This is a genomic window from Achromobacter sp. ESBL13, assembly GCF_036668755.1.
Classification (GTDB): domain Bacteria; phylum Pseudomonadota; class Gammaproteobacteria; order Burkholderiales; family Burkholderiaceae_B; genus Achromobacter.
The window spans coordinates 85,162-110,426 of the sequence record NZ_JAZEVT010000005.1; the positions used below are offsets into that span (position 1 = coordinate 85,162).

General features: G+C 67.1%; 26 protein-coding genes. 12 read left to right on the plus strand and 14 right to left on the minus strand.

Annotated features, from left to right (window positions below; translation table 11 throughout):
- The 8 genes from V6F88_RS19480 to V6F88_RS19515 all read left to right on the plus strand — a co-directional run bounded on the left by V6F88_RS19480 (position 1) and on the right by V6F88_RS19515 (position 8,465).
- A complete protein-coding gene (locus V6F88_RS19480; protein WP_332611554.1) occupies positions 1 to 1,125 on the plus strand; it encodes a glycosyltransferase family 9 protein in 1,125 nt (374 codons plus the stop codon).
- Positions 1,106 to 2,845 (plus strand): carbamoyltransferase family protein, encoded by a 1,740-nt coding sequence (locus tag V6F88_RS19485; protein ID WP_332611555.1) that lies wholly within the window; start codon positions 1,106 to 1,108, stop codon positions 2,843 to 2,845. Before V6F88_RS19480 ends, V6F88_RS19485 begins: the two co-directional genes overlap by 20 nt.
- Positions 2,842 to 3,828: a glycosyltransferase family 2 protein gene (locus V6F88_RS19490; protein ID WP_332611556.1), complete on the plus strand. Its 987-nt coding sequence runs from the start codon at positions 2,842 to 2,844 to the stop codon at positions 3,826 to 3,828. The genes V6F88_RS19485 and V6F88_RS19490 overlap by 4 nt, the downstream gene beginning before the upstream one ends.
- A complete protein-coding gene (locus tag V6F88_RS19495; protein WP_332611557.1) occupies positions 3,825 to 4,886 on the plus strand; it encodes a glycosyltransferase family 9 protein in 1,062 nt (353 codons plus the stop codon). Before V6F88_RS19490 ends, V6F88_RS19495 begins: the two co-directional genes overlap by 4 nt.
- Positions 4,883 to 5,851, plus strand: coding sequence for a glycosyltransferase (locus tag V6F88_RS19500; RefSeq protein ID WP_332611559.1), 969 nt, complete (start codon positions 4,883 to 4,885; stop codon positions 5,849 to 5,851). Before V6F88_RS19495 ends, V6F88_RS19500 begins: the two co-directional genes overlap by 4 nt.
- Positions 5,851 to 6,960 (plus strand): UDP-glucuronic acid decarboxylase family protein, encoded by a 1,110-nt coding sequence (locus V6F88_RS19505; RefSeq protein ID WP_332612027.1) that lies wholly within the window; start codon positions 5,851 to 5,853, stop codon positions 6,958 to 6,960. Before V6F88_RS19500 ends, V6F88_RS19505 begins: the two co-directional genes overlap by 1 nt.
- A gap of 69 nt (positions 6,961 to 7,029) precedes the next feature.
- Positions 7,030 to 7,257 carry a hypothetical protein gene (locus V6F88_RS19510; RefSeq protein ID WP_332611560.1) on the plus strand — a complete coding sequence of 76 codons (228 nt, stop codon included), beginning with the start codon at positions 7,030 to 7,032 and terminating at the stop codon, positions 7,255 to 7,257.
- The gene (locus tag V6F88_RS19515) at positions 7,257 to 8,465 is read left to right on the plus strand and encodes a zinc-dependent alcohol dehydrogenase (protein ID WP_332611561.1); all 1,209 of its coding nucleotides are present in this window, start codon (positions 7,257 to 7,259) and stop codon (positions 8,463 to 8,465) included. The genes V6F88_RS19510 and V6F88_RS19515 overlap by 1 nt, the downstream gene beginning before the upstream one ends.
- A gap of 100 nt (positions 8,466 to 8,565) precedes the next feature.
- Here the strand turns inward: V6F88_RS19515 and V6F88_RS19520 are convergent, their stop codons facing one another.
- From V6F88_RS19520 to V6F88_RS19535, 4 genes are all read right to left on the minus strand, one after another.
- A complete protein-coding gene (locus tag V6F88_RS19520; RefSeq protein ID WP_332611563.1) occupies positions 8,566 to 8,793 on the minus strand; it encodes a hypothetical protein in 228 nt (75 codons plus the stop codon).
- Positions 8,794 to 9,224: 431 nt separating this feature from the next.
- Positions 9,225 to 10,829, minus strand: coding sequence for a YbfB/YjiJ family MFS transporter (locus V6F88_RS19525; protein WP_332611564.1), 1,605 nt, complete (start codon positions 10,827 to 10,829; stop codon positions 9,225 to 9,227).
- Positions 10,830 to 11,003: 174 nt separating this feature from the next.
- Positions 11,004 to 11,867: a LysR family transcriptional regulator gene (locus V6F88_RS19530; protein ID WP_332611566.1), complete on the minus strand. Its 864-nt coding sequence runs from the start codon at positions 11,865 to 11,867 to the stop codon at positions 11,004 to 11,006.
- 16 nt (positions 11,868 to 11,883) lie between these two features.
- Positions 11,884 to 12,249 carry a VOC family protein gene (locus V6F88_RS19535; protein WP_332611568.1) on the minus strand — a complete coding sequence of 122 codons (366 nt, stop codon included), beginning with the start codon at positions 12,247 to 12,249 and terminating at the stop codon, positions 11,884 to 11,886.
- Between V6F88_RS19535 and V6F88_RS19540 the strand changes: the two genes are divergently transcribed.
- A complete protein-coding gene (locus V6F88_RS19540; protein ID WP_332611570.1) occupies positions 12,238 to 12,567 on the plus strand; it encodes a hypothetical protein in 330 nt (109 codons plus the stop codon). The genes V6F88_RS19535 and V6F88_RS19540 overlap by 12 nt on opposite strands.
- Here V6F88_RS19540 and V6F88_RS19545 read toward each other — a convergent pair.
- The gene (locus tag V6F88_RS19545) at positions 12,520 to 12,897 is read right to left on the minus strand and encodes a CrpP-related protein (protein WP_332611572.1); all 378 of its coding nucleotides are present in this window, start codon (positions 12,895 to 12,897) and stop codon (positions 12,520 to 12,522) included. The genes V6F88_RS19540 and V6F88_RS19545 overlap by 48 nt on opposite strands.
- 144 nt (positions 12,898 to 13,041) lie before the next feature.
- Between V6F88_RS19545 and V6F88_RS19550 the strand changes: the two genes are divergently transcribed.
- Positions 13,042 to 13,521 carry a carboxymuconolactone decarboxylase family protein gene (locus V6F88_RS19550; RefSeq protein ID WP_332611575.1) on the plus strand — a complete coding sequence of 160 codons (480 nt, stop codon included), beginning with the start codon at positions 13,042 to 13,044 and terminating at the stop codon, positions 13,519 to 13,521.
- A 10-nt stretch (positions 13,522 to 13,531) separates the two neighbouring features.
- Entirely contained in the window at positions 13,532 to 14,287 is a 756-nt protein-coding gene (locus V6F88_RS19555) for an SDR family oxidoreductase (RefSeq protein ID WP_332611577.1), read from the plus strand.
- Here the strand turns inward: V6F88_RS19555 and V6F88_RS19560 are convergent.
- The 3 genes from V6F88_RS19560 to V6F88_RS19570 all read right to left on the minus strand — a co-directional run bounded on the left by V6F88_RS19560 (position 14,179) and on the right by V6F88_RS19570 (position 16,931).
- Complete coding sequence (locus V6F88_RS19560) at positions 14,179 to 15,279, minus strand: LysR family transcriptional regulator (RefSeq protein ID WP_332611579.1); 1,101 nt, start codon at positions 15,277 to 15,279, stop codon at positions 14,179 to 14,181. The genes V6F88_RS19555 and V6F88_RS19560 overlap by 109 nt on opposite strands.
- Before the next feature lie 227 nt (positions 15,280 to 15,506).
- Positions 15,507 to 15,923, minus strand: coding sequence for a cupin domain-containing protein (locus V6F88_RS19565; RefSeq protein ID WP_332611581.1), 417 nt, complete (start codon positions 15,921 to 15,923; stop codon positions 15,507 to 15,509).
- 135 nt (positions 15,924 to 16,058) lie between these two features.
- Positions 16,059 to 16,931, minus strand: a complete 873-nt coding sequence (locus V6F88_RS19570) for an RNA polymerase sigma-70 factor (RefSeq protein ID WP_332611583.1) — start codon at positions 16,929 to 16,931, stop codon at positions 16,059 to 16,061.
- A 220-nt stretch (positions 16,932 to 17,151) separates the two neighbouring features.
- On the opposite strand from V6F88_RS19570, the gene V6F88_RS19575 reads away from it, so the two are divergent.
- Positions 17,152 to 18,084 (plus strand): MBL fold metallo-hydrolase, encoded by a 933-nt coding sequence (locus tag V6F88_RS19575; RefSeq protein WP_332611584.1) that lies wholly within the window; start codon positions 17,152 to 17,154, stop codon positions 18,082 to 18,084.
- 32 nt (positions 18,085 to 18,116) lie between these two features.
- On the opposite strand, the gene V6F88_RS19580 is transcribed toward V6F88_RS19575, so the two are convergent.
- From V6F88_RS19580 to V6F88_RS19605, 6 genes are all read right to left on the minus strand, one after another.
- Complete coding sequence (locus tag V6F88_RS19580; RefSeq protein WP_332611585.1) at positions 18,117 to 20,531, minus strand: TonB-dependent receptor; 2,415 nt, start codon at positions 20,529 to 20,531, stop codon at positions 18,117 to 18,119.
- A 239-nt stretch (positions 20,532 to 20,770) separates the two neighbouring features.
- A complete protein-coding gene (locus tag V6F88_RS19585; protein ID WP_332611587.1) occupies positions 20,771 to 21,835 on the minus strand; it encodes a FecR family protein in 1,065 nt (354 codons plus the stop codon).
- Positions 21,822 to 22,322 carry an RNA polymerase sigma factor gene (locus tag V6F88_RS19590; protein ID WP_332611589.1) on the minus strand — a complete coding sequence of 167 codons (501 nt, stop codon included), beginning with the start codon at positions 22,320 to 22,322 and terminating at the stop codon, positions 21,822 to 21,824. The genes V6F88_RS19585 and V6F88_RS19590 overlap by 14 nt, the downstream gene beginning before the upstream one ends.
- An 86-nt stretch (positions 22,323 to 22,408) precedes the next feature.
- Positions 22,409 to 23,221: an N-acyl homoserine lactonase family protein gene (locus tag V6F88_RS19595; RefSeq protein ID WP_332611591.1), complete on the minus strand. Its 813-nt coding sequence runs from the start codon at positions 23,219 to 23,221 to the stop codon at positions 22,409 to 22,411.
- Positions 23,218 to 24,495 (minus strand): alpha/beta fold hydrolase, encoded by a 1,278-nt coding sequence (locus V6F88_RS19600; RefSeq protein WP_332611593.1) that lies wholly within the window; start codon positions 24,493 to 24,495, stop codon positions 23,218 to 23,220. The genes V6F88_RS19595 and V6F88_RS19600 overlap by 4 nt, the downstream gene beginning before the upstream one ends.
- Entirely contained in the window at positions 24,440 to 25,180 is a 741-nt protein-coding gene (locus V6F88_RS19605) for a GntR family transcriptional regulator (protein WP_332611595.1), read from the minus strand. Before V6F88_RS19605 ends, V6F88_RS19600 begins: the two co-directional genes overlap by 56 nt.
- Positions 25,181 to 25,265: the final 85 nt, after the last annotated feature.

The window sequence follows — 25,265 nt, forward strand, 5'->3', positions numbered from 1 at the left end:
ATGGCCTGGAACTGGCAGGAATGCGCGCACGTCTTGTGCATACGCCTGGACAACATGGGCGACGTGGTGATGTGCACGCCCGCGTTCCGGGCGCTGCGCCAGGCGGGCGCACGGCGCTTGTCCTTGTTGACGTCCCATTCCGGCGCACGCGTTGCCGCCCATATCCCCGAGGTGGACACCGCGCTGGCGTACGACCCGGCGTGGGTCAAGAACGATTCGCAGGGCCGCGAGCAGGATCTGGATGCCATCGCGCGGGTGCGGGCGCTGCGGCCCGATGCCGCCGTGATTTTCACGGCGTACAGCCAAAGCCCGCTGCCCGCCGCGCTGCTGTGCCATCTGGCGGGCGTACCGCGTGTGCTGGCGCACTGCCGCGAAAACCCGTATCGGCTGATCTCGGACTGGGTGCGGGAAACCGAACCGGCCTCGGGCATCCGCCACGAAGTGCAGCGCCAGCTGGACCTGGTGGCCAGCGTCGGGGCGCATTGCGATGACGCCCGCATGTCGTTCCGGGTCAGCGATTCTGATCGCTTCTCGCTACAGGCCAAGCTGCACCATGCGGGCGTGACGGAGACGGGCGGCTGGATCTGCGCGCATGCCGGCGCCACGGCGTCGTCGCGGCGCTATCCGGCCCGGCAGATGGTGCAGGCGCTGGTCGAACTGCGCGGCGATGGCCGCCGCATCCTGCTGCTGGGTGGGCACGAGGACGCCGAGCTGGCTGTGGCGCTGGCCGAAGCGCGGCAGTTGCTGCCCGGCCTGATCGACCTGTCCAACGGCCTGACGCTGGGCGAACTGGGCGCGGCGCTTGAGGCGTCTGCGCTGATGATCTGCAACAACAGCGGACCGGCGCACATTGCCGCCGCGCTGGGCGTGCCGGTGGTGGACCTGTACGCGCTGACCAATCCGCAACACACGCCGTGGCAGACGCCCGCGCGTGTGCTGAACCACGATGTGCCGTGCAAATACTGCTATCGCAGCGTGTGCCCGGAAGGACACCAGGCTTGCCTTGCCGGCGTTGCGCCCACCCGGGTAGCGACGGCGGCGCGGGAACTGTTGAACGAGACTCGCGTGGACCTGTTCGGTCCGCGCGCGGCCAAGGAGACCACCCATGTACACACTAGGCATTAACGCGGCCTACCACGACTGCTCCGCCACGCTTGTGCGGGACGGCATCGTCCTTGCGGCGGCCGAGGAAGAGCGCTTCACGCGGGTCAAGCACGGCAAGCGCCCGGTTCCCTTCACCACGTGGCAACTGCCGTATTACGCCATCGACTATTGCCTGTCGGTGGCGGATATCCGACTGCGCGACGTGGATCACATCGTCTATTCCTACGACCCGGCGCTGCTGGCCGATGGTCAACCCCGGCCGCTGGATATCGCGCTGCCGCTGGAGCCGTCGCGCGCGGGCTTCGGGCCCAATGGCGAGTCCCCGTGGGACCCGTTGTTCCTTTCTTACCTGGTGAACGCGCCGCGCCAATTGCTGGACGGCGCGCCGCATCACTTGAAGTCGCCGCGCTTTGACGACCTGACGCTGGAACACATTCTGGATCGCTGGGTTTACCTGGACCACCATCTGTCGCACGAGGCCAGTGCGTTCCTGGCCGCGCCCTGCAAGGAATCGGCGGTGTTGACGATGGACGGGCGCGGCGAAAAGACCACGACCAGCTTCGGCCATTTTTCAGGCGGCGAGTACGCGCGGCTCAAGCAGATCGACCTGCCGCATTCGCTGGGCCTGCTGTACGAAGACGTCACGCGCTATCTGGGCTTTCTGCATTCTTCCGATGAATACAAGGTGATGGCCCTGGCCTCGTTCGGCAAGCCAAAGTACCGCGCCGAATTCCGCGACATCCTGCGGTTGGAAGAGGAGGGCGGTTATTCCCTGCAACCGGCACGCCTGGCCGAGCGCTTCGGCCCGCCGCGCCGGCGTGGTGCGCCCTTTGAGGACAAGCACAAGGACATCGCCAGCTCGTTGCAATACGTGCTGGAAGAGACCGCGTTGCACATGGTGCAGTGGCTGCACGAAAAAACGGGCGCCAAGGAGCTGTGCATGGCGGGCGGCGTGGCGCTTAACTGCGTGATGAACGCGCGCATCGCCAAGGACGGGCCGTTTGATTCCGTCTGGGTGCAACCGGCGGCCGGTGACTCGGGCACGTCGCTGGGCGCGGCGCTGTACGTGGACTATCACCGGCGCGGCTGCAAGCGCGAATGGTCGATGGAACACGCCTACCTGGGCCCCTCATACGGCGACGAGGAAATTGAACGCTTCCTCTATAACTCGCGGCTTGAGTTCCGGCGTCTGGACGATGTGGCGGGCGAGGCGGCCGCCTTGCTGGCCCAGGAAAAGATCCTGGGCTGGTTCCAGGGGCGAATGGAGTTCGGCCCGCGCGCGCTGGGCGCGCGATCCATCCTGGCCTCGCCGCTGGATAGCGGCATGCAGGCGCGCTTGAATGGCTTGAAGGACCGCGAGGACTTCCGGCCCGTGGCGCCCGTGGTGCTGGAAGAACGGGCGGCGGAATGGTTCGATGGTCGGGGCGCGGCCTCGATCTGCGCGCCGTTCATGCTGTTCGTCTACGACGTGTTGCCGCATCGCGCGCAGCAGATTCCGGCCGTGCGGCACATCGACGGCACGGCGCGTGTGCAAACCGTCAGGCACGATCAGAACCCGCGCTACTACGATTTGCTGGTGGCCTTTGAGCGGCTGACGGGCGTGCCCGTGCTGGTGAACACGTCGTTCAACACGCGCGGAGAACCGGTGGTGTGTTCGCCCCGGGACGCCGTCGAGTGCTTCTGGACGTCGCCGCTGGATGCGCTGGTGATCGGTTCGTATCTGGTCGAGAAACCAAGATGAGCGACGCCGCTTCCATTCTGGTGTCGGTCGTGGTGCCTACGTATCGCCGCCCCGACCTGCTGGCGCGCTGCCTTGAGGCGCTGGCCAACCAGCGTTTTCCGCGCGACCAGTACGAAGTGCTGGTGTGCGACGACGCCGCGCTGGCCAGCACGCGTCGCCAGGTCGAGGCCTTGCAGAAGGCCTGGGGCGGGCGGCCGGCGCTGCGCTATCTGCCGGTGGTGGGCACACGCGGGCCAGCCGGTGCGCGCAACCAGGGCTGGCAAAGCGCGCGCGGCGAGATCATTGCGTTCACCGACGACGACACCATCCCGCAACCCGATTGGCTGGGCCATGGCGTGCTGGCGCTGCGGCCCAATCTGGCGGCGGTGACCGGGGTGACTGAAATGCCGCTGCCCGATCCGCCCAGCGACTACGAACGAGATGCGGCCGGCTTGACGCGGTCTGAGTTCATCACCGCCAATTGCTTCGTGCGGCGCACGGCGCTGCAAGTGGTCGGCGGCTTCGATACCCGCTACACCATGGCGTGGCGCGAAGACTCGGATCTGCACTTTGCCTTGCTGGACCATGGCTTTTCGGTGCAGCGCGCGCCCTTGGCCCGCGTGCTGCATCCGATGCGCCCGGTGCGCTTCGCGGCGGGCCTGGGCATGCAGAAAAAAGTGATGTTCGACATGCTGTTGCGCAAGAAATATCCGCTGCTGTATCGCAGCCGCATCCGCTCGCACCCGCCCCGGTTCTACCTGGGGGTAACGGCGGCAGCGGTGGGCGCGGTGGCGCTGGCGGCGCTGGGTTATTTCACCGCCGCCATCGCCGCGGCGGGCGCGTGGCTGGCGCTAAGCGTGCATTTCTTCATGCGTCGCTTGCGCGGCACGCGCCGCAGCTTGCGCAACGTGGTCGACTTGGCGATCACGTCGGCTTGCATTCCGCTGCTGTCCATCTGGTGGCGGCTGGTAGGCCTGCTGCGGTTTGCCAGGAGCGAATCATGAAGCCGCTATTTGATCCCTTGCGCCCGCCCGCCACGCTGGTGGTGTTTCGCGCCTTGCAGCTGGGCGACATGCTGTGCGCCGTGCCAGCGTTGCGCGCATTGCGGCGCGCGTTTCCGCACACGCACATTGTTCTTGTGGGCCTGCCCAACGCGCATGAATTCGTTGACCGCTTTCACGCGTATGTGGACGAGCTGATCGAGTTTCCCGGCATACCGGCCTTTCCCGAGCAGCAGCCACGGCCGGACGATCTGCCCGCGTTCTACCGGCGCGTGCGCGCGTTGCACGCCGACGTGGCCTTGCAGTTGCACGGCAGCGGCACGCAGTCCAACCCCATCGTCGCGCAGCTGGGCGCCGGGCGGTGGGGCGGATTCGTGGCGGACCCGGCCGCGCGGATTCCCGGCTGCCGCATGGTGTGGCCGGACGACCTGCCCGAGCCGCGCCGCTATCTGGCCTTGTTGCGATACCTGGGGCTGCAAGCGGATGACGATGCGCTGGAATTTCCGGTGTCGCAGACGGATCGGCGCGACGCCGAGGCCCTGGTCCGCAAGCATGCGCTGGACCCCGACAAGCTGATCCTGATGCACGTCGGCGCGCGGCTGCCCTCGCGGCGTTGGCCCTTGGAGCGCTACGCGGCGCTGGCGGGCGAACTGTCCCGCCAGGGTTGGCAAGTGGCCTTGACCGGCATGCACAGCGAGATGCCGCTGGTGCAGTCGCTGCAAGACCAGGCGGGCGTGCCCCTGACCAACCTGTGCGGGCAGACCAACCTGGGCAGCCTGGCGGCGCTGTTGACGATGTGCCGTCTGCTGGTGTGCAACGACACGGGGGTGTCGCACGTGGCGGCGGGCGTGGGCGCGATGAGCGTCGTCATCGCCTGCGGCAGCGACCAGCGGCGCTGGGCCCCGATCGACAGTGCACGCCACGTGGTGCTGGCCGCCGACATGGCCTGCCGCCCGTGCGCGTTCGAGGAATGCCCCATCGGGCACCCGTGCGCCTTGGCGGTGACCGTGCCCGATGTGCTGGGGCAAGTTCAACATCAACTCAGGGGGGCCGTGCAATGACGCAGTCCGTGGCGGCGCCGCGTCGGCGCCTGCGCATTCTGACCTGGCATGTTCATGGCAATTATCTGTATGCCCTGAGCCATGTGCCGCATGACTTCGTGGTGCCTTCCCTGCCGGGCAATCCGTCGGGCTATGGCGCGCTGGGCCGCAAGATACCGTGGCCCGCGAACGTGGTGCAGGTGCCCGCCGAGAACCTGCGCGGCATGGCCTTCGACTGCGTGCTGTATCAGTCGCGGCAGAACCTGGCGGATGCGCCCCGCTGGCTGAACGACGCGCAGCGCGCGCTGCCCAGCGTCTACCTGGAACACAATCCGCCCGAGCCGCATCCCACCGACACCATGCATCCCTTCCGGCACGAGCGCGGCCTGGTCGTGCACGTGACGCCGTTCAACGCCGCGATGTGGGACTCGGACGGCATGCCGGTGCGCGTCGTCGAGCACGGCGTGCCGCCGCCCGATGTCACCTATGACGGCCGTAACCCGCGCGGCATCGTGGTCATCAACCACCTGGGCCGACGCGGCCGCCGCCTGGGCCGCGACCTGTTCGACCAGCTGCGCGCGCAAACCCCCATGGACCTGATCGGCATGGGCTCGGAGGAGTTGGGCGGGCTGGGTGAAGTGCCCAATATGGAAGTGGGCGCCGTGATGGCGCGGTATCGCTATTTTTTCAGCCCCATCCGCTATGCCAGCCTGGGCCTGTCCTTGGTCGAGGCCATGCTGTGCGGCGTGCCGGTGGTGGGCTTTGCCACCACCGAGCTGCCGACCGTGATCAAGAACGGTGAAAACGGCTATGTGGATACACGGCCGGACCGCCTGCTGGCGGTGGCGCGGCAACTGGCGGCCGAGCCGGAACTGGCGCGGGCCTGGGGCGAGGCCGGGCGCCGGACCGCGCTGAAACGCTTCGGCATGGGCCGCTTTATTTCTGATTGGATAGACGTGTTCGACACGATCCTGGAGGCAGCATGATGAACGATATTCCACGTAGCGGCCGCGCGCTGGTGGCGGGCGGGGCGGGCTTTCTGGGCTCGCACCTTTGCTCGCGCCTGTTGAACGACGGGTGGGAAGTGATATGCGTCGACAATTTCCAGACGGGGCGGGCGTGCAACGTGTCGCCGCTGGCCGCGCACCCGCGCTTTACCGTCATGCGCCACGACGTGGTCGACAAGCTGCCGCGTGTGCGCGTGGACCGCATCTACAACCTGGCGTGCCCGGCTTCGCCCGTGCACTATCAGGCCGACCCGCTCAAGACGCTGCGCACCTGCGTGCTGGGCGCGATGCAGCTGCTGGAACTGGCGCGCGATGTCGGTGCCCGGGTGTTGCAAGCGTCCACCAGCGAGGTCTATGGCGACCCGCTGGAGCACCCGCAAGGCGAAGGCTACTGGGGGCACGTGAATCCCGTGGGGCCGCGCTCTTGTTATGACGAGGGCAAGCGCTGCGCGGAGACGATATTCATGGAATATGCGCGGCGCGAAGGCGTGGTGGTGAAGATCGCGCGCATCTTCAATACCTACGGGCCGCGCATGGCGCCGGACGATGGCCGCGTGGTGTCGAATTTCATCGTGCAGGCGCTGGCGGGGCAGCCGCTGACCGTTTACGGCGATGGCACCCAGACGCGTTCGTTCTGTTATGTGGACGACCTGATCGATGGCCTGGTCCGGCTGATGGAAAGCCCCGAGGACCTGGCGCAGCCGGTCAACCTGGGCAACCCCGCCGAATTGACGATGCTGGAAATGGCCGACATGGTGCTGAAACTGACCGGCTCGCGCGCGCCGCTGGTGCACCGCGAATTGCCGGTGGATGATCCCACGCACCGTTGCCCCGACATCACGCTGGCGCGGACCCGGCTGGGGTGGAGCCCCAGGGTGGACCCGGCCGAGGGCATCGCGCGCACGGTGGCGTACTTCGCGGCCGAGGCCAAGCGCACGCGTCCGGCGGATGGCCCGGTCCAGCACGCGCAGCGGACCGACAACGCGGATCACTCGGAGCAGGCCAATCACTCGGAGCAGGCCGATCACTCGGAGCACGCCGTGCCGGGCGCCAGCGCGCGCCGCTACGCGCCCGCGGATCGGGCATAGGGATTGCTGCGTGCTCCGGCATGCGGCGCCATCCTGTCGCCGCGCACATCGCCCACCAAGGAGCACGTGATGAGTACCCAGCCACACTCCCATCAGGACGACCCGGAGGCGGCCGACCGCAAGCCCGTGCCGGAATCGGAACGCACGCTGGCGGGTCGCCCCGCTGACCCCAACCGCACCGGCGCCGGCCAGCAGGTGCCACCGGGCATGCACCCCGACGACGTCTGGGACCCGGGCAATGCCACGCCGGACGCCCCGCCGGTCGACAACCGGTCGGGCACCTCAAGGAGCAAATAATGAAAGCTGTTGTATTTCACGGCATCGGCGACATCCGCCTGGACACCGTCCCCGACCCCGTCTTGCAGGAAGACAACGACGCCATCGTGCGCCTGACCGCCAGCGCCATCTGCGGCACCGACCTGCATTTCATTCGCGGCACCATGGAATCCATGAAGCCCGGCACCATCCTGGGCCATGAAGGCGTGGGCGTGGTCGAGCAGACGGGGCCCGGCGTGCGCAACCTGAACGTGGGCGACCGCGTGGTGATTCCATCCACCATTGCCTGCGGCTATTGCTCGTACTGCCGCGCCGGCTATTACTCGCAGTGCGACGTGGCCAACCCCAATGGACGCGACGCCGGCACCTCGTTTTATGGCGGCCCGCAATCCACCGGCCCATTCAACGGCTTGCAGGCCGAACTGGCCCGCGTGCCGTTTGCCAACGTCAATCTGGTCAAGGTGCCGGACAGTGTCAGCGACGAGCAGGCCTTGATGCTGTCCGACATTTTTCCGACGGGATATTTCGGCGCCGACCTGGCCGACATCAAGCCCGGGCACACCGTGGCGGTATTCGGCTGCGGCCCGGTGGGGCAGTTTGCCATTGCGTCGGCCAAGCTGATGCAGGCCGGCCGGATCTTTGCCGTGGACACCGTGCCGGACCGGCTGGCCATGGCGCGCGCGCAGGGCGCCGAGGTCATCGATTTCAACGCGGAAGACCCCGTGGCGTGCATCAAGGGCTTGACGGGCGGCATCGGCGCCGACTGCGCCATCGATGCGGTGGGCGTGGACGCCGTGCATGCGCACGCCGGCCCGGCAGGCAGTGCGGACACCAACGCGTCTATGGAAGAAGAGGCGCGCAAAGGCGCGCCCCATGCCAAGCCGGATGGCGACAATTGGCGGCCGGGCAACGCGCCGTCGCAAGCATTGCAATGGGCGGTGCAGGCGTTGGCCAAGGCGGGCACGCTGTCGATCATCGGCGTGTATCCGCCCAACGACCGCACGTTTCCGATCGGCGAGGCCATGAACAAGAACCTGACCTTGCGCATGGGCAACTGCAATCACCGCAAATACGTGCCGATGCTGATGGAGCTGGTGCGCACGGGCGCGGTGGACCCGGCGGCCATCCTGACGCGGCAAGAGCCGTTGACGCAGGCGGTGGATGCGTTCAAGGCGTTCGACACCCGGCAGCCTGGCTGGCTGAAGGTTCAGCTGGAGCCTGCGGCCTGATGGCTGCGGGTTTGGCGGCCGGAAGGGCGGCTGGGGGCCGGCCCTTGCTTGCATGCGCCGGGCGCCGGCGTAAGCCGACGCGAAGGTCGGCGCCCGGCCCTTACTTTCGGGTCGGCCTGGCCGGGTCCACCGGACGCCCGTAGACGTCTTTGCCTTCCTCGGCCTGCGAACCGCCTGCCGGATAGCCCGAATTGGTGTTCGGATCGTGATTGACCTCGCCTTGCGGCGGCCCGTCGGCCACGGGTTGGCCGGTGGCGCCCTTTTCAGCGGGGTCCACGTGCGGCGAGGGCGGCGGGTTGGGGGCGGGCGCGGGTTTGGAATCGGTCATGGTTCCTCCTGGCAGGGTGCGGGTTGCGTGCCTTGCGGGATGCGCGGCGTCGGCACCGGTTCAGCAACTGCCATTCCTGAAGGAGACTTTATGTTTACTCACATCCAAATCGGCGCGCGCGATTGGCCGCGGCTGGTGGACTTCTATGACGCCGTGTTGGCGCCGCTGGGTTTGGCGCGGCGCAACGCCATCGACAACGCGGGGCCGGAAGGCGTTATCTGGGGCGTGGGCTCGGCGCGGTGGCCGACGTTTGTGGTCGCGCCTCCGTTTAATGGCTTGCCCGCCACCTGGGGCAATGGCTGCCAGGTCAGCTTCGAGGCGTCCTCGGAAGACGTGGTGCGCCAGTGCTGGACCGCAGCGCTGGCGCACGGCGCCGTGGACGAAGGCGCGCCCGGCTTGCGCAGCCGGTACGCGCCGGACTTCTACGCCGCCTACTGCCGCGACCCCGAGGGCAACAAGCTGGCCTTCGTATCCAGCCGGCACGAGAAGTCGACCGCGGGCCCATCGGAACGTCCTTCGGCAAACCCTTCAGCAAGCCCTCCGGCAAGCCCGCCCCCGGCCCCGCAAAGCAACGGCCCCGCGGCCCCGCCCGCAGGCACGGCGCCGGCGGCCCCGGCCAACCCCGCGCCCGATCCCGGCGAGGACCTGTCCGCTATCCCCTGATTGGAATCCGCGCCCAGGCGGCGGCCAAGGGCGCGTTCAATCGGGCGCAATTCGGCCAGCAACGCCACCACCAAAGCCACCGCGCCCACCGCGAACAGCACGCGGTGTTGGCCTCCGGTGGCGCTGAATACGGCCGAGTAGGCGTATCCCGCCACCGCCTGAAAGGTGGCGAAGCTGACGGTGGCGCGGCTCCATGCACGGTTCTGCGCCAGGGGGTCGTGCGGAATCAGGTCGTGGATGCGCGCCAGCGCCAGGGGCACGATGCCGGGGGGGAAGGTGCCCACCATGAATGCGGCGGCCGCGAGCAACGCGCCCCCGTGCGCCAGCGTCAGCGCGGCCATGGCAACGGCCTGCATCGCCAACACCAGACGCAAGGCGCTGCGCGGACCCAGCCTGTCTCCCAGCCAGCCATACAGCGGCGGCCCCATCATCGCGCCCACCCCGTACAGAATCCAGTAATACGCACCGGCGTGCGGATCACCGGCCAGGCCGCGTTGGACAAAGTCCACCAGGAACACCATTGGCGCCACCAGCGCCACGGCCATCAGACCGTATTGGCCGAACAACAACACGACTCCGGCGCGCGGGTCGGAAGCGTCCGTGGGGGCTGACGGGGGCGCGGATGAGTCGCGGGAAGTGCCCCTGCCGGACGTGCCCGCCCCGCTCGTACCAGCGCCGGTCGTCCCAATGCCGCTCGTTCCAACGCCGCTCGTCCCGGCGCCGGCGCTGACCGAGGCCAACGCCGACGGCGACGGTGCCGCCGGCGATACGGGCACGGTCGCGCCATGAGCCGGCCACGCGCTCCATGTCAGCAAGGTCAGCACCGCCGAGATCGCGGCCAGCCCCAGCCATGCGGCTTGCAGCCCGAAGCCCAGCAGCCACGGCACCACCGTGCCCGAGCCGGCAATCCCCACGCCGATGCCCAGGAATATCGCGCCGCCGGCCAGGCCACGGCGTTCGCGCGGCACGTGCGGCAGCACGGTGGCGGCGGCCAGCACCATGATGGCGCCGCCCGCAATGCCCGACATCAGGCGCCAGCCGAAGAACCACCCCAGCGCTTGGCGGTACGCACAAGCCAGAAACGCCAGCGTCACCAGCGCCATCATGGCGCGCAGTACCTGGGTGTTGGAAAAACGCCGCGCCAGCGGCTGACCGATCAGCGCGCCGACCAGGTAGCCGGTCAGGTTCGCGGCGCTTAGGAACACGACGCTGGACGATGAGAACCAGTGCGCCTGGATCAATGCGGGGACCAGGGGCGCATAGGCAAATCGGGCCAGCCCGATGCTGGCCAGACTGGCGGCAAACCCAGCCAGCACATAGCGCCAGGCGGCGCCGGCGGTCGGTTGCAGGGCGGGCAGGGATGGTCGTGACATGGTGGACCTCTACGTTTTCAGCACGACCCAATCGGGTCGATATGCAAAAAGTATAGGAACGCCAAGTGCTGGAATCACGCAGCAATTTGCAATAGCTGTGATGCAAAAACGCAGCGGTTTGCAGACGACGGGCGCAGGGCGCGGCATCGATCCCCGGCCGCCTTGCGCACCCCGCTATTCGAACTGCGCCACGACCGTATCGATAAAGGCGCGCACGCGCGCCGTGTGGCGCAGGTCCTGGTGCGTGACCAGCCAGACGGCAAAGCCGCCTTCCCGCTCGCGGCCGGGCCATAGCCGTATCAAGCCCCCGCGTTCGCCCATGGGCACCGGCAGTTCACCGATGCCCACGCCGCCCGCGATCAGCGTGCGCAGCATCAGGCTGGAATTGGCCGTGGCCACGATGCGGCCCGCTTGCGCCGGCTCGCCCACGATGGTCGGCGGCCGTCCGCCTTCCAGGTAGGGCTGGTAATACACCAGATCGTGTCCCTTGAAGCCGCCATGCTCGGTGGGCGCGCCATGCCGCTCCAGATAGCCTGTCGAGGCATACAGGCCCACCGGCCACAGCGCCAGCTGTCTAGCGATCAGGTCGGGGTTGTCGGGCTTCATGTTGCGGATGGCGATGTCGGCCTCGCGCCGGGCCAGGTTGGCCATCTGCGTGGCTACGCTCAGTCGCACCCGCACGTCGGGGTGGCGCGCGTGCAAGTCGGCGATGGCGGGAATGACGAATTCCATCGCCAGCGAATCGGTGGTGGCCACCTTTACTTCGCCTTCCAGCCGCCCGTCCGTGCCCTGCGCCTGTCGCACCAGGTCATTGGCAAACTGCTCCATGCGTTCGGCGGCGTGCAGCACCGCGCTGCCGGCCGTCGTCAGCGTGTAGCCGGTAGAGCTGCGCAGGAACAGGGTGGCGCCCAGGTTGTGTTCCAGCACGCCGATCCGCCGTCCTATCGTGGCTTGGTCCACGCCCGCCACGCGCGCTGCGCGGCGCAACGTTCCTTCGCGTTGAAGCGCAAGGAATATTCTTGCATCGTCCCAATTCATGGTGTCGTCGCGGCGCTCAGGCCGGCAGGTGGCACACGGCTTCCAGGTTGTGGCCGTCGGGCGCCCGCACGAAGGCGGCGTAGTAATTGGGGTGGTAGTGGGGGCGCAGGCCAGGCGCGCCATTGTCGGCGGCCCCGGCCGCCATGGCGGCCTGGTAGAACGCATCCACCTCGGCCCGGTTGGCGGCGGTGATGGCGATGTGCAGGGGCGGCGATACCGCCTGGGTGCCATACAGCCACATCGACGGCTTGCCCGCGCGGCCCAGGCCCACGCTGTCGGGCCCTTGCATGGCAAGGCCAACGCCCAGGGGAGCCAGCGCTTGCAGGAAGAATGCGCGACTGCGTTCCATGTCGCTGACGCCGAACCCGATGTGATCGAACATGCTGGCCTTGATCAATTGATTGCGGCGGCCGATGGCCGCCGGGTATGGCGTTTGCTTCGCATGGCGCTTGTCGGCCACACAGAGGCGAAACCCATGCTACAGGACGAACTACTTGCAAAGATGATCGTAAAAACTGCACCGTGTCGCCGTTTTGACGACTGGGCCGAGGTGCTGACGGAATTCGCCAGCTGCCTGGTGCAGATCAGCCCGCGCCTGAGCCCGGAGGAGTGCGACAGGCTGGTCAATGTTGGCGCCTCGTTCTATCGCACCCTAGCCCGTGCGGAGGACTACCGGCGTACTTCGATCCATGGCGACTAGCTGATGCGCGCGGTCGCGCGCCGGGGTCGGGCGGCTGCGCATCTGCATGCGCCACCCGGCCTCCCAGGCGCGCACCTTTTCACGCCACTGGGAGATCGACTCGCCCGTGTGGCCGGGCATTTCTACAGCGCGATAGTACGGGCAGTCCCACAAGGTCAAGCCCTGCCGGGCGGCGTTCGCGCCGAGCTTCTGGATGTCATTGCGATGCATTGCTGAACCCTCCAAAAGTATGAAGAACGGACCGCCAGTATCGTGCGGTTCGGGGGGGCTTTGCAATAGTGTTGCGGTACCAGACAGGGGGAGTTGAATTGTTCCCGGGGGATGGCGCATTGTTGCCCCGCGGGCAACACCGTGGTCCCTGGTGCGGGGCTACTGCCGTTGTGGTGCCGGCCCTACGATTTGGGCGTCGTTCAAGCATCCTGCGCTGCCCGCGAAACCGCGCGGCGCGCTTACCCAAACCCCCCGGGAGCCACCATGAATCAACGCCTTAACGCCTTTGCGCAATCGCCCGCGCTTTTCAAGAAGTTTGTTGAATTCGGCATGTTGTTGAAGTCGGGGTCGATCGAGCCGTCCATCCCGGGTCTGATCGAGATCCGCGCGTCCCAGATCAACGGCTGCGGCTTCTGCCTGGACATGCACGTCAAAGAAGCCAAGATCCGTGGCGAAGGCGAATTGCGCCTGCACCATGTTGCGATCTGGCGCGAGTCCACGGAATTTTCGCCGCGCGAAAGGGCCTGCCTGGCCTGGACCGAAGCGCTGACGACGCTGGGCGCGCACGGCGTGCCGGACGACATCTACGAGCGCGTGCGCGGCGAATTGTCCGAAAAAGAAATCACCGACCTCAGCTTCGCCATCATGGCCATCAACGGATGGAACCGCCTGAACGTGGGCTTTCGCACCGTGCCGGGCTCGGCCGACAAGGCCTATGGCCTGGACAAAGCCAATTTCAGCTAAGGACAGCGCCATGAAAATCCTGGTCATCGGCGGAACCGGCCTGATCGGTTCAAAGCTTGTGAAGCGGCTTGTCGAACGGGGCCACGAGGCCATCGCCGCCTCGCCGGCCACCGGCGTCAACACCGTCACCGGCGCGGGCCTGGACGCCGCGTTGGCGGGTGTGGACACCGTGGTGGATGTCGCCAACTCGCCGTCGTTTGACGACAAGGCCGTGCTGGAATTTTTCCAGGCGTCGGGGCGCAACCTGCTGGCCGCCGAAGCGCGTGCCGGGGTGCGGCACCACGTGGCGCTGTCGGTGGTGGGCACGCATCGCCTGGCCGAAAGCGGCTATTTTCGCGGCAAGATCGCGCAGGAAGCGCTGATCGAGGCGGGCGACATTCCCTACACCATCGTGCACAGCACGCAGTTCTTTGAATTCCTGGGCGGCATCGTGCAGGCGGGCGCCCAGGGCAACGACGTGCGGCTGTCGCCCGCCTTTGTGCAGCCGATCGCGTCCGACGACGTGGCCCTGGCCATGGCGGACGCCACGCTGGCCCCGCCGGTGAACGGCATCGTGGAAATCGCCGGGCCCGAGCGGGTGCGCCTGTCCACGCTGGTGCAACGTTACCTGGACAAGACCGGCGATACCCGCACGGTGCGCGCCGACCCCGGTGCGCGCTATTTCGGCGCGCTGCTCAATGACGACACCCTGGTGCCGGCGTCCTCGCCGCGCTTGGGCTCGATAGACTTCGACACCTGGTTCAGCCAGTCCGGCGTCAGGAAATAACGCGGCGGCGCCGGGGGCGGCAGCAGGCCGGACCCCCGGATGTGCTCGGTCATGTAGTCGATGAACACGCGCATGCGCGCGGGCAAATGCTGGCGGCTTAAAAAGCACAGGTAATGCCCGCGGTCATCGGGCGCGTGCTGCGGCAGGCAGGCCACCAGCGTGCCGGCACGCAGATGGTCGCAAACCTGGTAGGCGGCCATCTGCGCAATGCCATGGCCGTCCAGCACCGCCTGCAACACCAGGTCGGCGTCGTTGAAGGTCAGCATCGCGGGCGGCGTCACCTTCTGCAAGCGGTCGCCCAGCTTGAATTCCCATTCAAAAATGCGCCCCGACGCCAGTCGGAAGTTCACGCCACGGTGGTCCAGGATGTCGTCCACGCTGGCGGGCAGGCCGTGGGCGGCGGCGTAGTCCGGCGAGGCGCACAGCAGCATCTGCATGGGGATGATTTTTTTTGCGATGACCTGGCTGTCTTCCATGCGGCCATTGCGAAACGACACGTCAACGCCGTCCGCCGCGAAGTCGGTCGGCCCGTCGTCCAGCAGCAGGTCCACCGCAATGCCGGGGTTGGCCCGGCAGAACCCGTGCAGCAGGGGCGCGACGACCTTGCGGCCAAAGCCCACGGTGGAACACACGCGAAGGTGGCCGGAAGGCGGGCCTTCGCGCAGCTCGCGCATGTCATCCAGCGCTTGCACGATACGCGCCACGCCGGGATGGCACTGATCGTAAAACTGCCGCCCCTCGGCGGTCAGCGACGTGCTGCGGGTGGTGCGCACGAATAGCCGGGTACCTAGCTGGTCTTCCAGTTTCTGCACGCTGCGGCTGACGGCCGACCGGCCGATGCCCAGCCGGTCGCCCGCCTTGGCGAAGTTGCCTTCGACGGCCACGGCAATGAATGCCACCACGCCGGCATAGCTGGTGGCAAAGCTGTCGGCCAGGGAATCCGGCCCAAGCGGAGAGGGGGTGATGGATGGGGCAAACAAGGGTGTCGACATGGTGGCGGCGCGGCAAGGGTGGGTCTTATGGCTAAGACGGCGCACGCGGCCATTCTGTGACATCGATGGGAGGAACCTCGGGTTTCCCCTAGGTCGGCGAGAGCAAAAGGGATATCAAGAGAGATACCAAAAGGGCATCAAGCGCGGGCGCGGGTTGCGCCCGGCGGCGGGCGGCGGCCCGCTGCCGCGCGCGTCCGGCCCAGTGGGGGCGGCTTAGTGGGGGCGGCTTAGTGAACGGGGATCAAGGCGGGGGCGCCCTTTTTCTTGATCAGCACCACCACGAACTTCGCCGGTTCGGTCTGGCTGGCGTTGCGCCCCACCGTGTGCACATCGTCCGGCCCTTCGAAGAAGGTCTGGCCCGGCGTCAAGGTGACTTCCTTGCCGCCCTTGACCTGCATGATGATGCTGCCTTGCAGGACATAGACGAAGCTGTAGGCATCGTGACGGTGGATCGGGTCGGCCGCGCCGGGCGGGTAATCGACCGTGATCATCAAGGCGTCTTTGCCGGGAATGTCCGGCAGCGGCTTCGTCATCAGTTCGGTAACGATGGGTTCGGCGGGCGCGGCCTGGGCCGGGGCGTGGCCCAGCAGGGCGCCGGTTGCAACCAGGGCCACGGGCAGGGCAAGCTTGAACAGTTTCGACATGGGCGTTCCTTGGCGGATATGACAAGGCCCCATCGTAGAAGTGCCGACCCGCGCGGCGGTAGATCCGCACAGGGGATCACCATGTTGCCCGCCGCGCACCATCGCCGCGGCAGAGCGCCATCGCCGCGTACCGCCTTATCCCAACGCTGCTGCGATCCGCGCGAGCTTGTCGGGGTTACGCTGCACCAGCACGCGCGTCAATCGTTCCCCGTCGGTCTCGTACGACTGCACCGATTCCAGTTGCCCGTCGATGTATCGAAGCAGGGTCCATTGCCCGTTGATCTGCACCACCTCGGCGCGCAGGCCGTCGCCAAAGCGGCGTTTGCCCGCGTAGAACAACTGCGCCAGCCGTTTACCGCCCACCAGCCGCGCAAAGGCCGTCGCCTTGCCGCCGCCGTCGCCGATCAGTTCGGCGTCGTCGCTCAGCAAGGCATGCAAGCCGTGGAAATCGCTGCGCTGCATGGCGTCGGCAAAGGCCAGCAACAGGCGGTGCAAGGATGCCCGCGAGACGGCTTCACGCGGCGCGCCCTGGCGCAGTTGAAGCCGGGCGCGCCGTACCAGCTGGCGACAGGCCGCCTGCGTCTTGCCCAGGGTGTCGGCGATGTCGTCATAATCGGCATCGAACACGTCGTGCATCAGGAACGCCGCGCGCGCGTCGGGCGACAAGCGTTCCAACATGAATAGAAATGCCACGGACACATCGTCCGCGAATTCGTGGATCTGTTCGGGGGTGGACGGCGCGGCCATCAGCAAGGGTTCGGGCAGCCATACGCCCGTGTACTGGGCGCGTTCCAGCTTGGCGGCGCGCAGGCGGTCGATGGCCAAACGCGTGGTGGCCGTGACGAGCCAGGCTTCGGCGTTTTCCACCAAGGCGTGGTCGGCGCCGTGCCAGCGCAGCCATGCTTCCTGCACCACGTCCTCGGCCTCGGCCACCGCGCCCAGCATGCGATACGCCAGCGCAAACAGGCGCGGGCGGTGACGCTCGAAGAGAAGCAATGAATCGGTCATGTCGGACGCAAACGCCAGGTAGAAGTGGGGGCGTGCAGCCGCGTATTTTGCCGCACTTTGCCGTGGCAATGGGGCCGCCATCACAACGGCGTGCAGGGCGCGGCCCCCGCCGGGGGATTGGTGCGCGGTTCGCAACATGGCGCTTCACCTTGCGTGGCTACCGCGCATCCCGGGCCGCGCCTAGGATGGCTACGCTGTCCAGCCACTTTGGAGATTCGCCATGTTTCGCACCGATACCCCCTTGACCACCCCCCCTTCACATGCCGGCGTCCAGACCCCCGTGGATCTGGTCCCGTCCCGTTACGCGGTACGCATCGGCGCCATCGACGCGATGGTCGTCAGCGACGGCGTGCTGCCCCTGCCCACGTCCACGATGGCCACCAACGCCGACCCCGCCGACCTGGCGGACTGGCTTGACCACATGTTCATGCCGCCCGATGCGTTCGACTGGCCGCTTAACGTGATGGTGGCCCGCAGCGGCGAGCAAACCATCTTGATCGACGCGGGGCTGGGCGGGCAGTTTCCCGGCTTCCCGCGTGCCGGGCTGTTTCCGCAGCGGCTGGCTTCCGCGGGCATTGCGCTGGAATCCGTGACGGACGTGATCATCACCCACATGCACATGGACCACGTCGGTGGCCTGCTGGTGGACGATGTGAAAAAGCGTCTGCGCCCGGACGTGCGCATCCACGTGGCGGCTGCCGAGGTCGCGTTCTGGACGTCGCCCGACTTTTCGCAGACGGTGATGCCCAAGCCGGTGCCCGACGTGCTGCGTACCACGGCCACCGCGTTCTATAACGAATACCGCGACCGGCTGCGCCTGTTCGACGACAAGCACCAGGTGGCGCCCGGCGTGACGGTGCGCGTCACCGGTGGCCATACGCCAGGCCACAGCGTGGTCGATCTGGTCTCGGGGGGTGAACGCCTGACCTTTGCGGGCGACGCGATGTTTCCCGTGGGCTTTGACCATCCGGACTGGCACAACGGCTTTGAGCACGACCCCGAAGTATCCGCCCAAGTCCGCATCGGGCTGTTCCGCGAGCTTGCGGAAAACCGTGGGCTGCTGGTGGCGGCCCACTTGCCGTTTCCGTCGGTGGGCCGGATTGCGGTCGCGGGCGACGCGTTCCGCTGGGTCCCGGTGATCTGGGACTTCTGATTGCGACGCGTCGCCCGGTCCGCCTTACCGCATCAGTAGTTGATCGACGCCGACAACATATACGTGCGTCCCGCCGCGTTCGTCACGAAAGAGCCCGACGCCAGCCAGTACTTCTTGTCGGCCACGTTTTCGACGTTGGCGCGGAACACGACGTCCTTGCCGGCGATCTGCGTCGCGTAGCGGGCGCCCAGGTCAAAGCGCGTGTAGCCCGGCAGGCGCAGCGTGTTGGTGTTGTTCAGGTAGACCGACGACGTGCGGATGGCGCGTCCGTTCAGGCTCAGGCCCTGCACCCACGGCGTGTCCCAGTCCAGCCCCAGGTTGTAGGCGCTGGCGGGCACGCCGGCCGGGCGGTTGCCCTGGCTGACGCCGCCGGGCGTTTTGGTCAGCTCGCTGTCGATGAAGGCGGCGCTGGCCATCAGGCGCAGGCCGCGCACCACTTCGCCGTAGCCGGTCAGTTCCAGGCCACGGTTGCGCTGTTCGCCGAAGTAGCCGTAGACGTTGCTGTCGTCGGCCTGGCCGGACGGGCGCGCGATCTGAAAGAGCGACAGGGTGGTGATGATGTTGCCGTCCCAGTCCACCTTCACGCCGGTTTCATATTGCTTGGACTTGTACGGCGCCAGCACCGCGCCACGGTTTTCGTAGGTGTCGCCCACGATCGTGCCGCGCGTCAGGCCTTCGGTGAAGTTGGCGTAGACCGACACGTTCTGCAGCGGCTTGACGACAATGCCGCCGATGGGCGAGTTGGCGCTGGCCCGGTAGCCGCTGGTGCGTGCGCCGGCGGTGTTGTAGCTGTCTACATCCACGACCTGGTGGCGGATGCCCGCCGTCAACAGGATGCGGTCCTGCGCAAAGGACAGCGTGTCGGCCAGCGCAAAGCTGGTCAGTGTGGTGTCGGACGCTTTTTGCGGCGTCAGGCGTACGGCGGGGCCGTCGGGAATGGGCGTGGGGTCGTAGATGTTGGACGCCACGATGGCCGACCCGGTGGAATAGGCGTTGCCCAATTCCTGATTCATGTAGGTGGCGCCCAGCGTCACGCGGTGATTGACCGGGCCCGTGGCAAAGCGCGCGGTCAGGCCGGCGTCGCCGCTGCGCGTTTTCGAGTACGAGTCGTAGTACGTCGTCATGACGTTGAAGTTGCCGTCCTGGTCCACCGACTGGCGCGCGCCGGCCATGTTGACGGTGACAGGGAAAATCTGCCGCACCTTGCCATCGCGATAGCCCGCCGCGATGTGGCCGGTCAGGTTGTCGGTGAAGTCATATTCCAGACGCGACATGATCGTGCTGTCGCGCTGCGACAGACGCGTGCCGGGGTAGAAGTTGATGTCGCCATCGGGCGGCGAGGGCAGCTCGGTCACGTTGGCCTGCCAGCCGATCTGCGAGCGAAAGTTCTCGATCACGTCTTCCTGGTGGATGGCGTCGGCCGACCAGCGCAGGCGCGCGCCGCGATAGTCGATGCCCAGCGCGCCCATGTCCAGCCCTTGCTTGCCGTCGCGCAACGTGGATTCACCACCGCGCTTGACGCCGTTAAAGCGCAGGCCCCAGGCGTTGTCTTCGCCAAAGCGGCGGGCGAGGTCCAGCTGGCCGGTGAAGTTTGCCTTGCTGGCATAGCCCAGCGTGGCGCGCGCCAGCGGTTCGTCTTCGGCGCGCTTGGTCACCACGTTGATCGCGCCGCCGATGCTGCCGTTGGGCGGAATGCCGCGCATGAAGGCGCCGGGGCCCTTGAGCACTTCCACGCGTTCCAGGATCTGCACCGGCACGCGGCTGGACGACACCAGGCCATACAAGCCGTTCACGCTGACGTCGCCGCTGCCCACGGCAAAGCCGCGGATCTGAAAGTCTTCGCCAAAGCCGCCGCTGGAGGTCAAGGTGCGCACCGACGCGTCGTTGACCACCACGTCGGCCAGCGTGCGGGCCTGTTGGTCGTACAGCAGTTCCGAGGTGTAGTTGACGGTGCTGAACGGGGTGTCCATCACGTCTTCGGAACCCAGCACGCCCAGGCTGCCGCCCGTGGCAAGCTGCCCGCCGGTAAAGGGCGGGGCCAGCTCGCCCAGAATGCCGGCGGTGACGGTTACCGCTTCAAGCTGCACCGTGCCGCCGGCCGTGGCGGGGCGCGATAGCGTGACGTTGTTGCCGTTGCGTGTGTACTCGATGCCGGTGCCCTGCAACAGCTGGCGCAGCGCGTCTTCGGGCGACAGCTTGCCCGACAGGGCGCGTGCCTGCTGACCGGCAAGAATGTCCTGCGAATAGAAGATCTGCAAGGAAGTCTGTGAGCCCAGCTGCAACAGCGCGTCGCCCAGGGGCTGCGCGGGAATGTTGACGCTGACGGGGGCTTCCTGCGCGTGGGCGGCGGGCGCCATGCCGAAGGCAAGCGATAGCGAGAACGCAAGCGCGCTGAGAACCACGCGCGAGGGCACGCGCAAAGCGGGTCGGGCAGATACGGGTTTCAAGATCGGTAGCTCGGTGGAAGGCGCGCCCGCACGGCGCGCCGGTTTCAACGGAAACGGGCAGGGATGCCCTGGGGCGGTCCGCCCCTTCCTGTCTAGACGCATGAGCCCCGCAAAAACCGGAATAAGAATCGATATTATTGTGTAACAGGTGTGTTACAAAAGGACCGGCGCGCCCGGGACCAGCGGATCGGCTGACCAGTGGACCAGCAGGTCGGCTGACCAGGGGATCAGCGCCGCCCTCAACGCGCCACGATGCGTATCGCGCCATCCTGTTGGCGGTCCAGCGTGACGGGGGCAATGGCCGGCAGGGCGTCGATCATCGCCAGCGGGTCGTCCACGCTGAAGATGCCGGACACGCGGTGTTGCCCCAGCGCGGGGGCGTCCAGGCTGGCGGGCCGGGGCAGGTAGCGGTTCATCTCGCTGATGACGGTGGCCAGCGGCACGTTATTGAATATGATCTTGCCGCGCTGCCACGCCGTCAGGTCCTGCACATTGACGGCGGCGACCTCGCTTAACGTGCTGCCCGGGTAGGCAACGGCTTGCTGGCCGGCGCTCAACCGCCGTTCGTGCGGGTTCCACCAGCCACCGGTCTGCAAGCGTACGGACCCGGATTCGACGCTGACCTGCAAACGGTCGCTGTCGCGCCGCACATTGAACCGGGTGCCCGTGACGGTGACTTGCCCCAGCCCGCCGACCACTACGAACGGGCGCGACGTATCGTGCCGCACATCGAAAAATGCCTCGCCCTGTTCCAGTTCCACCCGCCGTTCCCTCGCGCCAAAACGGGCCGCCACGCGAGTGTCGCCGTTCAGGCTCAGCACCGAGCCGTCCGGCAAGGTGACCTCGCGCCGCTCGTTCTTGCGCGTGGCGTAATTGACCAGCGTGTCGTTGCCGTCAAAGACGAACGGCGCCGCCACCAAGCCGGCCACCAGCGGCACCGCACAGGCCGCCGCCACGCGCAGGCCAAAGCGCCGCCGCGACATCGCAGGCGGGCGGGGCGCCGTCAGCGATGCGTCCATCAAGCCGCGCAGGCGCGCGTGCGGCAGCGACAGCACGGCGTCCCATTGGGCGCTCAGGCGTCGGTAATCGCGGTCGTTGTCGGGGCTGGCATCGCGCCAGGCGGCGAAGGCTTGCTGGTCCGCCGGCGTGGTTTCGCCGGACTGCATGCGCGCAAACCAATGCGCCGCGTCGCTGGGATGGTCCAGCGCGTCGCTGCCGTTGTCGTCATTGGGCGGCATGCGCGGGTGGCCGGGGTCGCCGCCACCGTGGCCGGGGTTCGGGTAGCCGGAGTCAGAGTGGGGCATGGTGTTGCAGCCGTTCGTTGATGTGACGCACCGAGCGCGTCATGTATTTTTCCACCATGCTGCGCGACAGGCCCATTTCTTGCGCGATCTCGGTATGCGTCCAGCCTTCCAGCCGGCAACGCAAATAGACGTGCCGGCACTTAGGGGGCAGGTCTTCCAGGGCGCGGGTAAGTTCGTCGGCCAGTTGCTGAAACCGCACGCCATCGTCGGCGGGCGGCGTGGCGGGGTGGTCGCCGCGCGCCATGTCGTCCAGCGAGGTGATCTCCAGCGTGCTGACATGCCGATGCTTGCTGACCAGGCGGTTCGAGGTGCCGCGCGACAGATAGGCGCGGGGATCATAAATTGCCGCGACGTCGCCTTCAAGCATGCCCACCACGGTGTCGTGCATGGCGTCCTCGCCGTCCTGGTGCCCCCGACCGCGCCATTTGCCGATCATCTCCGCGTAATGGGCGAGCCAGTCTTTCCTGGCCTTGGGAGGGTGGGACATGAGAGAAAAACGCTAGGGCAAATGAAAAGTTATTGATTCTAATATGCATTTGCGTCTTTCGGTGAGCCCGCGTGATGGACGGCGCGTCAGCGGGGCCCGGGCTTGGGTAAAGGCTGTTGGTGCAGCGCCACGATTTCGGCATTGCCTTGCACCACGGCGGGGTAGCGCAAGCGCACCAGCGGGTCGTGGCCCGGTACGATGTGGTCGGGGGAATCCGCGAACTTCAGTAGCGTGTCATAGCCGGCCAGCATGTCGGCCACGTTCAACACGATGGGGAAGGGGGCGTCCAGGCCCATGTTGTCGTAATAGTGGCTGGCGTCGGAGGCCAGCACCACCCAGCCGCGCGCCGTGTGCACGCGCACCGCCTGCAAGCCCTGCGTGTGGCCGCCGATGTGCAGCAGTTGCAGGCCGGGCGCCAGTTCCTCGTGGCCATGGTAGAAGGCCACCCGCTTGTCATACACGCCGCGCACCACATCAACCACGTCTTCAACGGCGTAGGCGTGGCGCAGCATGTCAAAGCGCATGTTGCAGCCGCAGGCGTAGTGCAGTTCGCTTTCCTGCAGGTGCAGGCGGGCGCGTGGCAGCTTGCGGATGTTGCCCGCGTGGTCGTAGTGCAGGTGCGTGACGATCACATCCTGGATATCGGCCGGCGCGATGCCCAGCGCTTCCAATGCATCGATCGGGCAACGCAAAAATTCCCGGCCGCGTGCCTGCGCGGCGGCTTCGTTAAAGCCGGTGTCCACCAGCCACACCCGCTTGTCATGGCGGATGACCCAGACGAAATAATCCATCGGCATGGGACCGTCGTGCGGGTCGGGTGGGGTAATGAAGTTCTGGCTGCGGCGGCGGGCCACGGTGGCGTAGCGCAAGGCATAGATTTCGTGGTTGGGCAGTGTCATGCGATTCCCCTGGCGGCGCGTAGGTGGTCCAGTTCAGGTTTCAGGTACTGCATCAGGCGTTGCGGGTTTTCAACCATCGGGAAGTGACCCAGCTCAGGCATTTCGGTGAAACGCGCGCCAGGAATACGCGCCGCCACGCGGCGGCTGTCGTCCGGGCTGGCGGAATAATCGTAGGCGCCCGTCAACAGCGATACGCCGAAGCGGCGCGTGTCCAATCCTGTCAGGTGTTCGGCGGCATCGAAGTCTTCGCTATAGAACCAAAGGTCGTTGGCATACATGTTGAAGCCGCCTTGCGAGTAGATCCAGGCGGCGTCCCGGCGCGCGTCCAGCGTGGCGGCCGGGCCCATCAGCCCGCGCACGTAGGCTGGGTTGTGGGCCGCCTGGTTGACCTGGGGATGGCACAGCATCGGCGTGCGTCGGCCGCTGGCCTGGTACGGTGCTTCCAGCGCCACCACGCCGGCCACGTCGTCGGGGCTGCGGGCGGCGACGACCAACGCCATCGCCGCGCCCATCGAACAACCCAGCAAGACGGCGGGCGCGCCCACCACCTGGCGGATCACCGCCAGACAGGTGCGCAGATAGGCGTCCTGCGTCAGCCCCGCTTCGGTCCAGGCCTGGCCGGGCAAGGGCATGCTGCGGCCGTGGCCGGGCATGTCGAAGGCGATCATGCGCCATTGGCGGCGCAGGTCGGCATCGGCCATCAGTGCGTGATACTGGCGCGAATCGGCGCCGGCGGTGTGCAGCATCAGCAGCGGAGGGCCGTCCGCCAGGCCGCTGGTTTCCACGTATAGAGAGGTGGCGGTCGCGCCCCGGTCGGTCGCGCCCCGGTCTGTCGCGCCCCGGTCAGCCGTGCCCAGGTCCAGGTTGACGTAATGGCCGGCGATGGCGCTGCGGTCCAGCAAAGTGGGCGCCGCGTCATGCTGGCCGCGCAACAACTCGAACAAGCGTTCCAGGGCATGCAACGCCTGCGCGATGGCCAGCGCGTCGCCTTTGACGCGCAAGCCATGGGCCTGGCGTTGCGCGGCGGTGAACGAGTGATAACCCGGTGGCGGGGCGGGTTGCAGCAGCCTGCGCCAGGTGTCCGGCGGCGCGCTGATGACCAGGCACTGCGACGGGGCGGCGGGTTGGCCGGCCCAGGCAGGGATGCGGTCGTCCGGCTGCGTGCCCACTTGCAGCCAGATGGCGCTGGGCAGGCCCCGGGTGGCCGCGATGAATTCGCTATCCTGCTGCGCCAGGGCCGCCGCGGCCCTCAGTTCCTGGTCGATCGCCTTCACGGGTGGATGTCTCCTCTTGTTGGCGCCTTAGCACTTCAAGCGCCGTGCGTTCTGCATTCACAATGTGGTTCTGCGCGGCGGTCTGGGCGCCTTGGGCATCCCGAGCCTGGATGCGCTCGAAGATGTGGTCGATTTCGGCCATGCTTTCCGGCAGCCGTTCCGGCCGCGCGAAAGACGTGGCGCGCAGCAGATTGATGCGCGACAGCAGGCCCGGCAGCATGTCCTTGATCAGATCGTTGTCACAGCCCGACAGCAGCACGTCATAGAAATCGCGTTTGGCCGCCAGCAAGGCGGACTTGTTGCTGCCCTTGGCCTGGCGGTGCAGCGCGTCCACCGCCTTGCGCAGGCGTTCGACGTCGGGGTCGCTGGCCAGCCGCGCGAATTCATGCGCGGCAAAGCCTTCCAGCAGCGCGCGCAGCGAATACAAATCGCGCGCGGCCTTCTCGGTAATGCGCACCACCGTCGGGCCGCGGTGCGGTTCGATCGAAATCAGCCGTTCGGCTTCCAACGTGCGCAGCGCCTCGCGCAGCGTGCTGCGGCTGATGTTCAGCTGTTCGCACAGTTCCGCTTCGCGCAGGCGTTCGCCGCCCTTGATGCGCCCGTCCATGATGGAGGCGCGCAGGAATTCCTCGACGCGGGTGCGCAGGGTGGTCGGTTTTTCAAATACTGCGCCGTTAGGGGGCATGGCTGTCTCTCGCTTTGCGTAGCGGTGCGCGCAGGCGGCGACAGGGGCTTTTGGCCCGGCCGCGGCGCACCGCCGGTTCAACGTA

Excerpts from the sequence above, each read along its gene's own strand:
- V6F88_RS19595 (WP_332611591.1), bottom strand. The coding sequence starts at position 23,221 with ATGACACTGCCCAACCACGAAATCTATGCCTTGCGCTACGCCACCGTG.
- V6F88_RS19535 (WP_332611568.1), bottom strand. The coding sequence starts at position 12,249 with ATGTTCGATCACATCGGGTTCGGCGTCAGCGACATGGAACGCAGTCGC.
- V6F88_RS19545 (WP_332611572.1), bottom strand. The coding sequence starts at position 12,897 with ATGCGCCATCCCCCGGGAACAATTCAACTCCCCCTGTCTGGTACCGCA.
- V6F88_RS19505 (WP_332612027.1), top strand. The coding sequence starts at position 5,851 with ATGAACGATATTCCACGTAGCGGCCGCGCGCTGGTGGCGGGCGGGGCG.
- V6F88_RS19495 (WP_332611557.1), top strand. The coding sequence starts at position 3,825 with ATGAAGCCGCTATTTGATCCCTTGCGCCCGCCCGCCACGCTGGTGGTG.
- V6F88_RS19480 (WP_332611554.1), top strand. The coding sequence starts at position 1 with ATGGCCTGGAACTGGCAGGAATGCGCGCACGTCTTGTGCATACGCCTG.
- V6F88_RS19515 (WP_332611561.1), top strand. The coding sequence starts at position 7,257 with ATGAAAGCTGTTGTATTTCACGGCATCGGCGACATCCGCCTGGACACC.
- V6F88_RS19530 (WP_332611566.1), bottom strand. The coding sequence starts at position 11,867 with ATGAATTGGGACGATGCAAGAATATTCCTTGCGCTTCAACGCGAAGGA.
- V6F88_RS19565 (WP_332611581.1), bottom strand. The coding sequence starts at position 15,923 with ATGTCGAAACTGTTCAAGCTTGCCCTGCCCGTGGCCCTGGTTGCAACC.
- V6F88_RS19485 (WP_332611555.1), top strand. The coding sequence starts at position 1,106 with ATGTACACACTAGGCATTAACGCGGCCTACCACGACTGCTCCGCCACG.
- V6F88_RS19520 (WP_332611563.1), bottom strand. The coding sequence starts at position 8,793 with ATGACCGATTCCAAACCCGCGCCCGCCCCCAACCCGCCGCCCTCGCCG.
- V6F88_RS19585 (WP_332611587.1), bottom strand. The coding sequence starts at position 21,835 with ATGCCCCACTCTGACTCCGGCTACCCGAACCCCGGCCACGGTGGCGGC.
- V6F88_RS19555 (WP_332611577.1), top strand. The coding sequence starts at position 13,532 with ATGAAAATCCTGGTCATCGGCGGAACCGGCCTGATCGGTTCAAAGCTT.
- V6F88_RS19550 (WP_332611575.1), top strand. The coding sequence starts at position 13,042 with ATGAATCAACGCCTTAACGCCTTTGCGCAATCGCCCGCGCTTTTCAAG.
- V6F88_RS19570 (WP_332611583.1), bottom strand. The coding sequence starts at position 16,931 with ATGACCGATTCATTGCTTCTCTTCGAGCGTCACCGCCCGCGCCTGTTT.
- V6F88_RS19490 (WP_332611556.1), top strand. The coding sequence starts at position 2,842 with ATGAGCGACGCCGCTTCCATTCTGGTGTCGGTCGTGGTGCCTACGTAT.
- V6F88_RS19510 (WP_332611560.1), top strand. The coding sequence starts at position 7,030 with ATGAGTACCCAGCCACACTCCCATCAGGACGACCCGGAGGCGGCCGAC.
- V6F88_RS19590 (WP_332611589.1), bottom strand. The coding sequence starts at position 22,322 with ATGTCCCACCCTCCCAAGGCCAGGAAAGACTGGCTCGCCCATTACGCG.
- V6F88_RS19500 (WP_332611559.1), top strand. The coding sequence starts at position 4,883 with ATGACGCAGTCCGTGGCGGCGCCGCGTCGGCGCCTGCGCATTCTGACC.
- V6F88_RS19575 (WP_332611584.1), top strand. The coding sequence starts at position 17,152 with ATGTTTCGCACCGATACCCCCTTGACCACCCCCCCTTCACATGCCGGC.
- V6F88_RS19605 (WP_332611595.1), bottom strand. The coding sequence starts at position 25,180 with ATGCCCCCTAACGGCGCAGTATTTGAAAAACCGACCACCCTGCGCACC.
- V6F88_RS19560 (WP_332611579.1), bottom strand. The coding sequence starts at position 15,279 with ATGTCGACACCCTTGTTTGCCCCATCCATCACCCCCTCTCCGCTTGGG.
- V6F88_RS19525 (WP_332611564.1), bottom strand. The coding sequence starts at position 10,829 with ATGTCACGACCATCCCTGCCCGCCCTGCAACCGACCGCCGGCGCCGCC.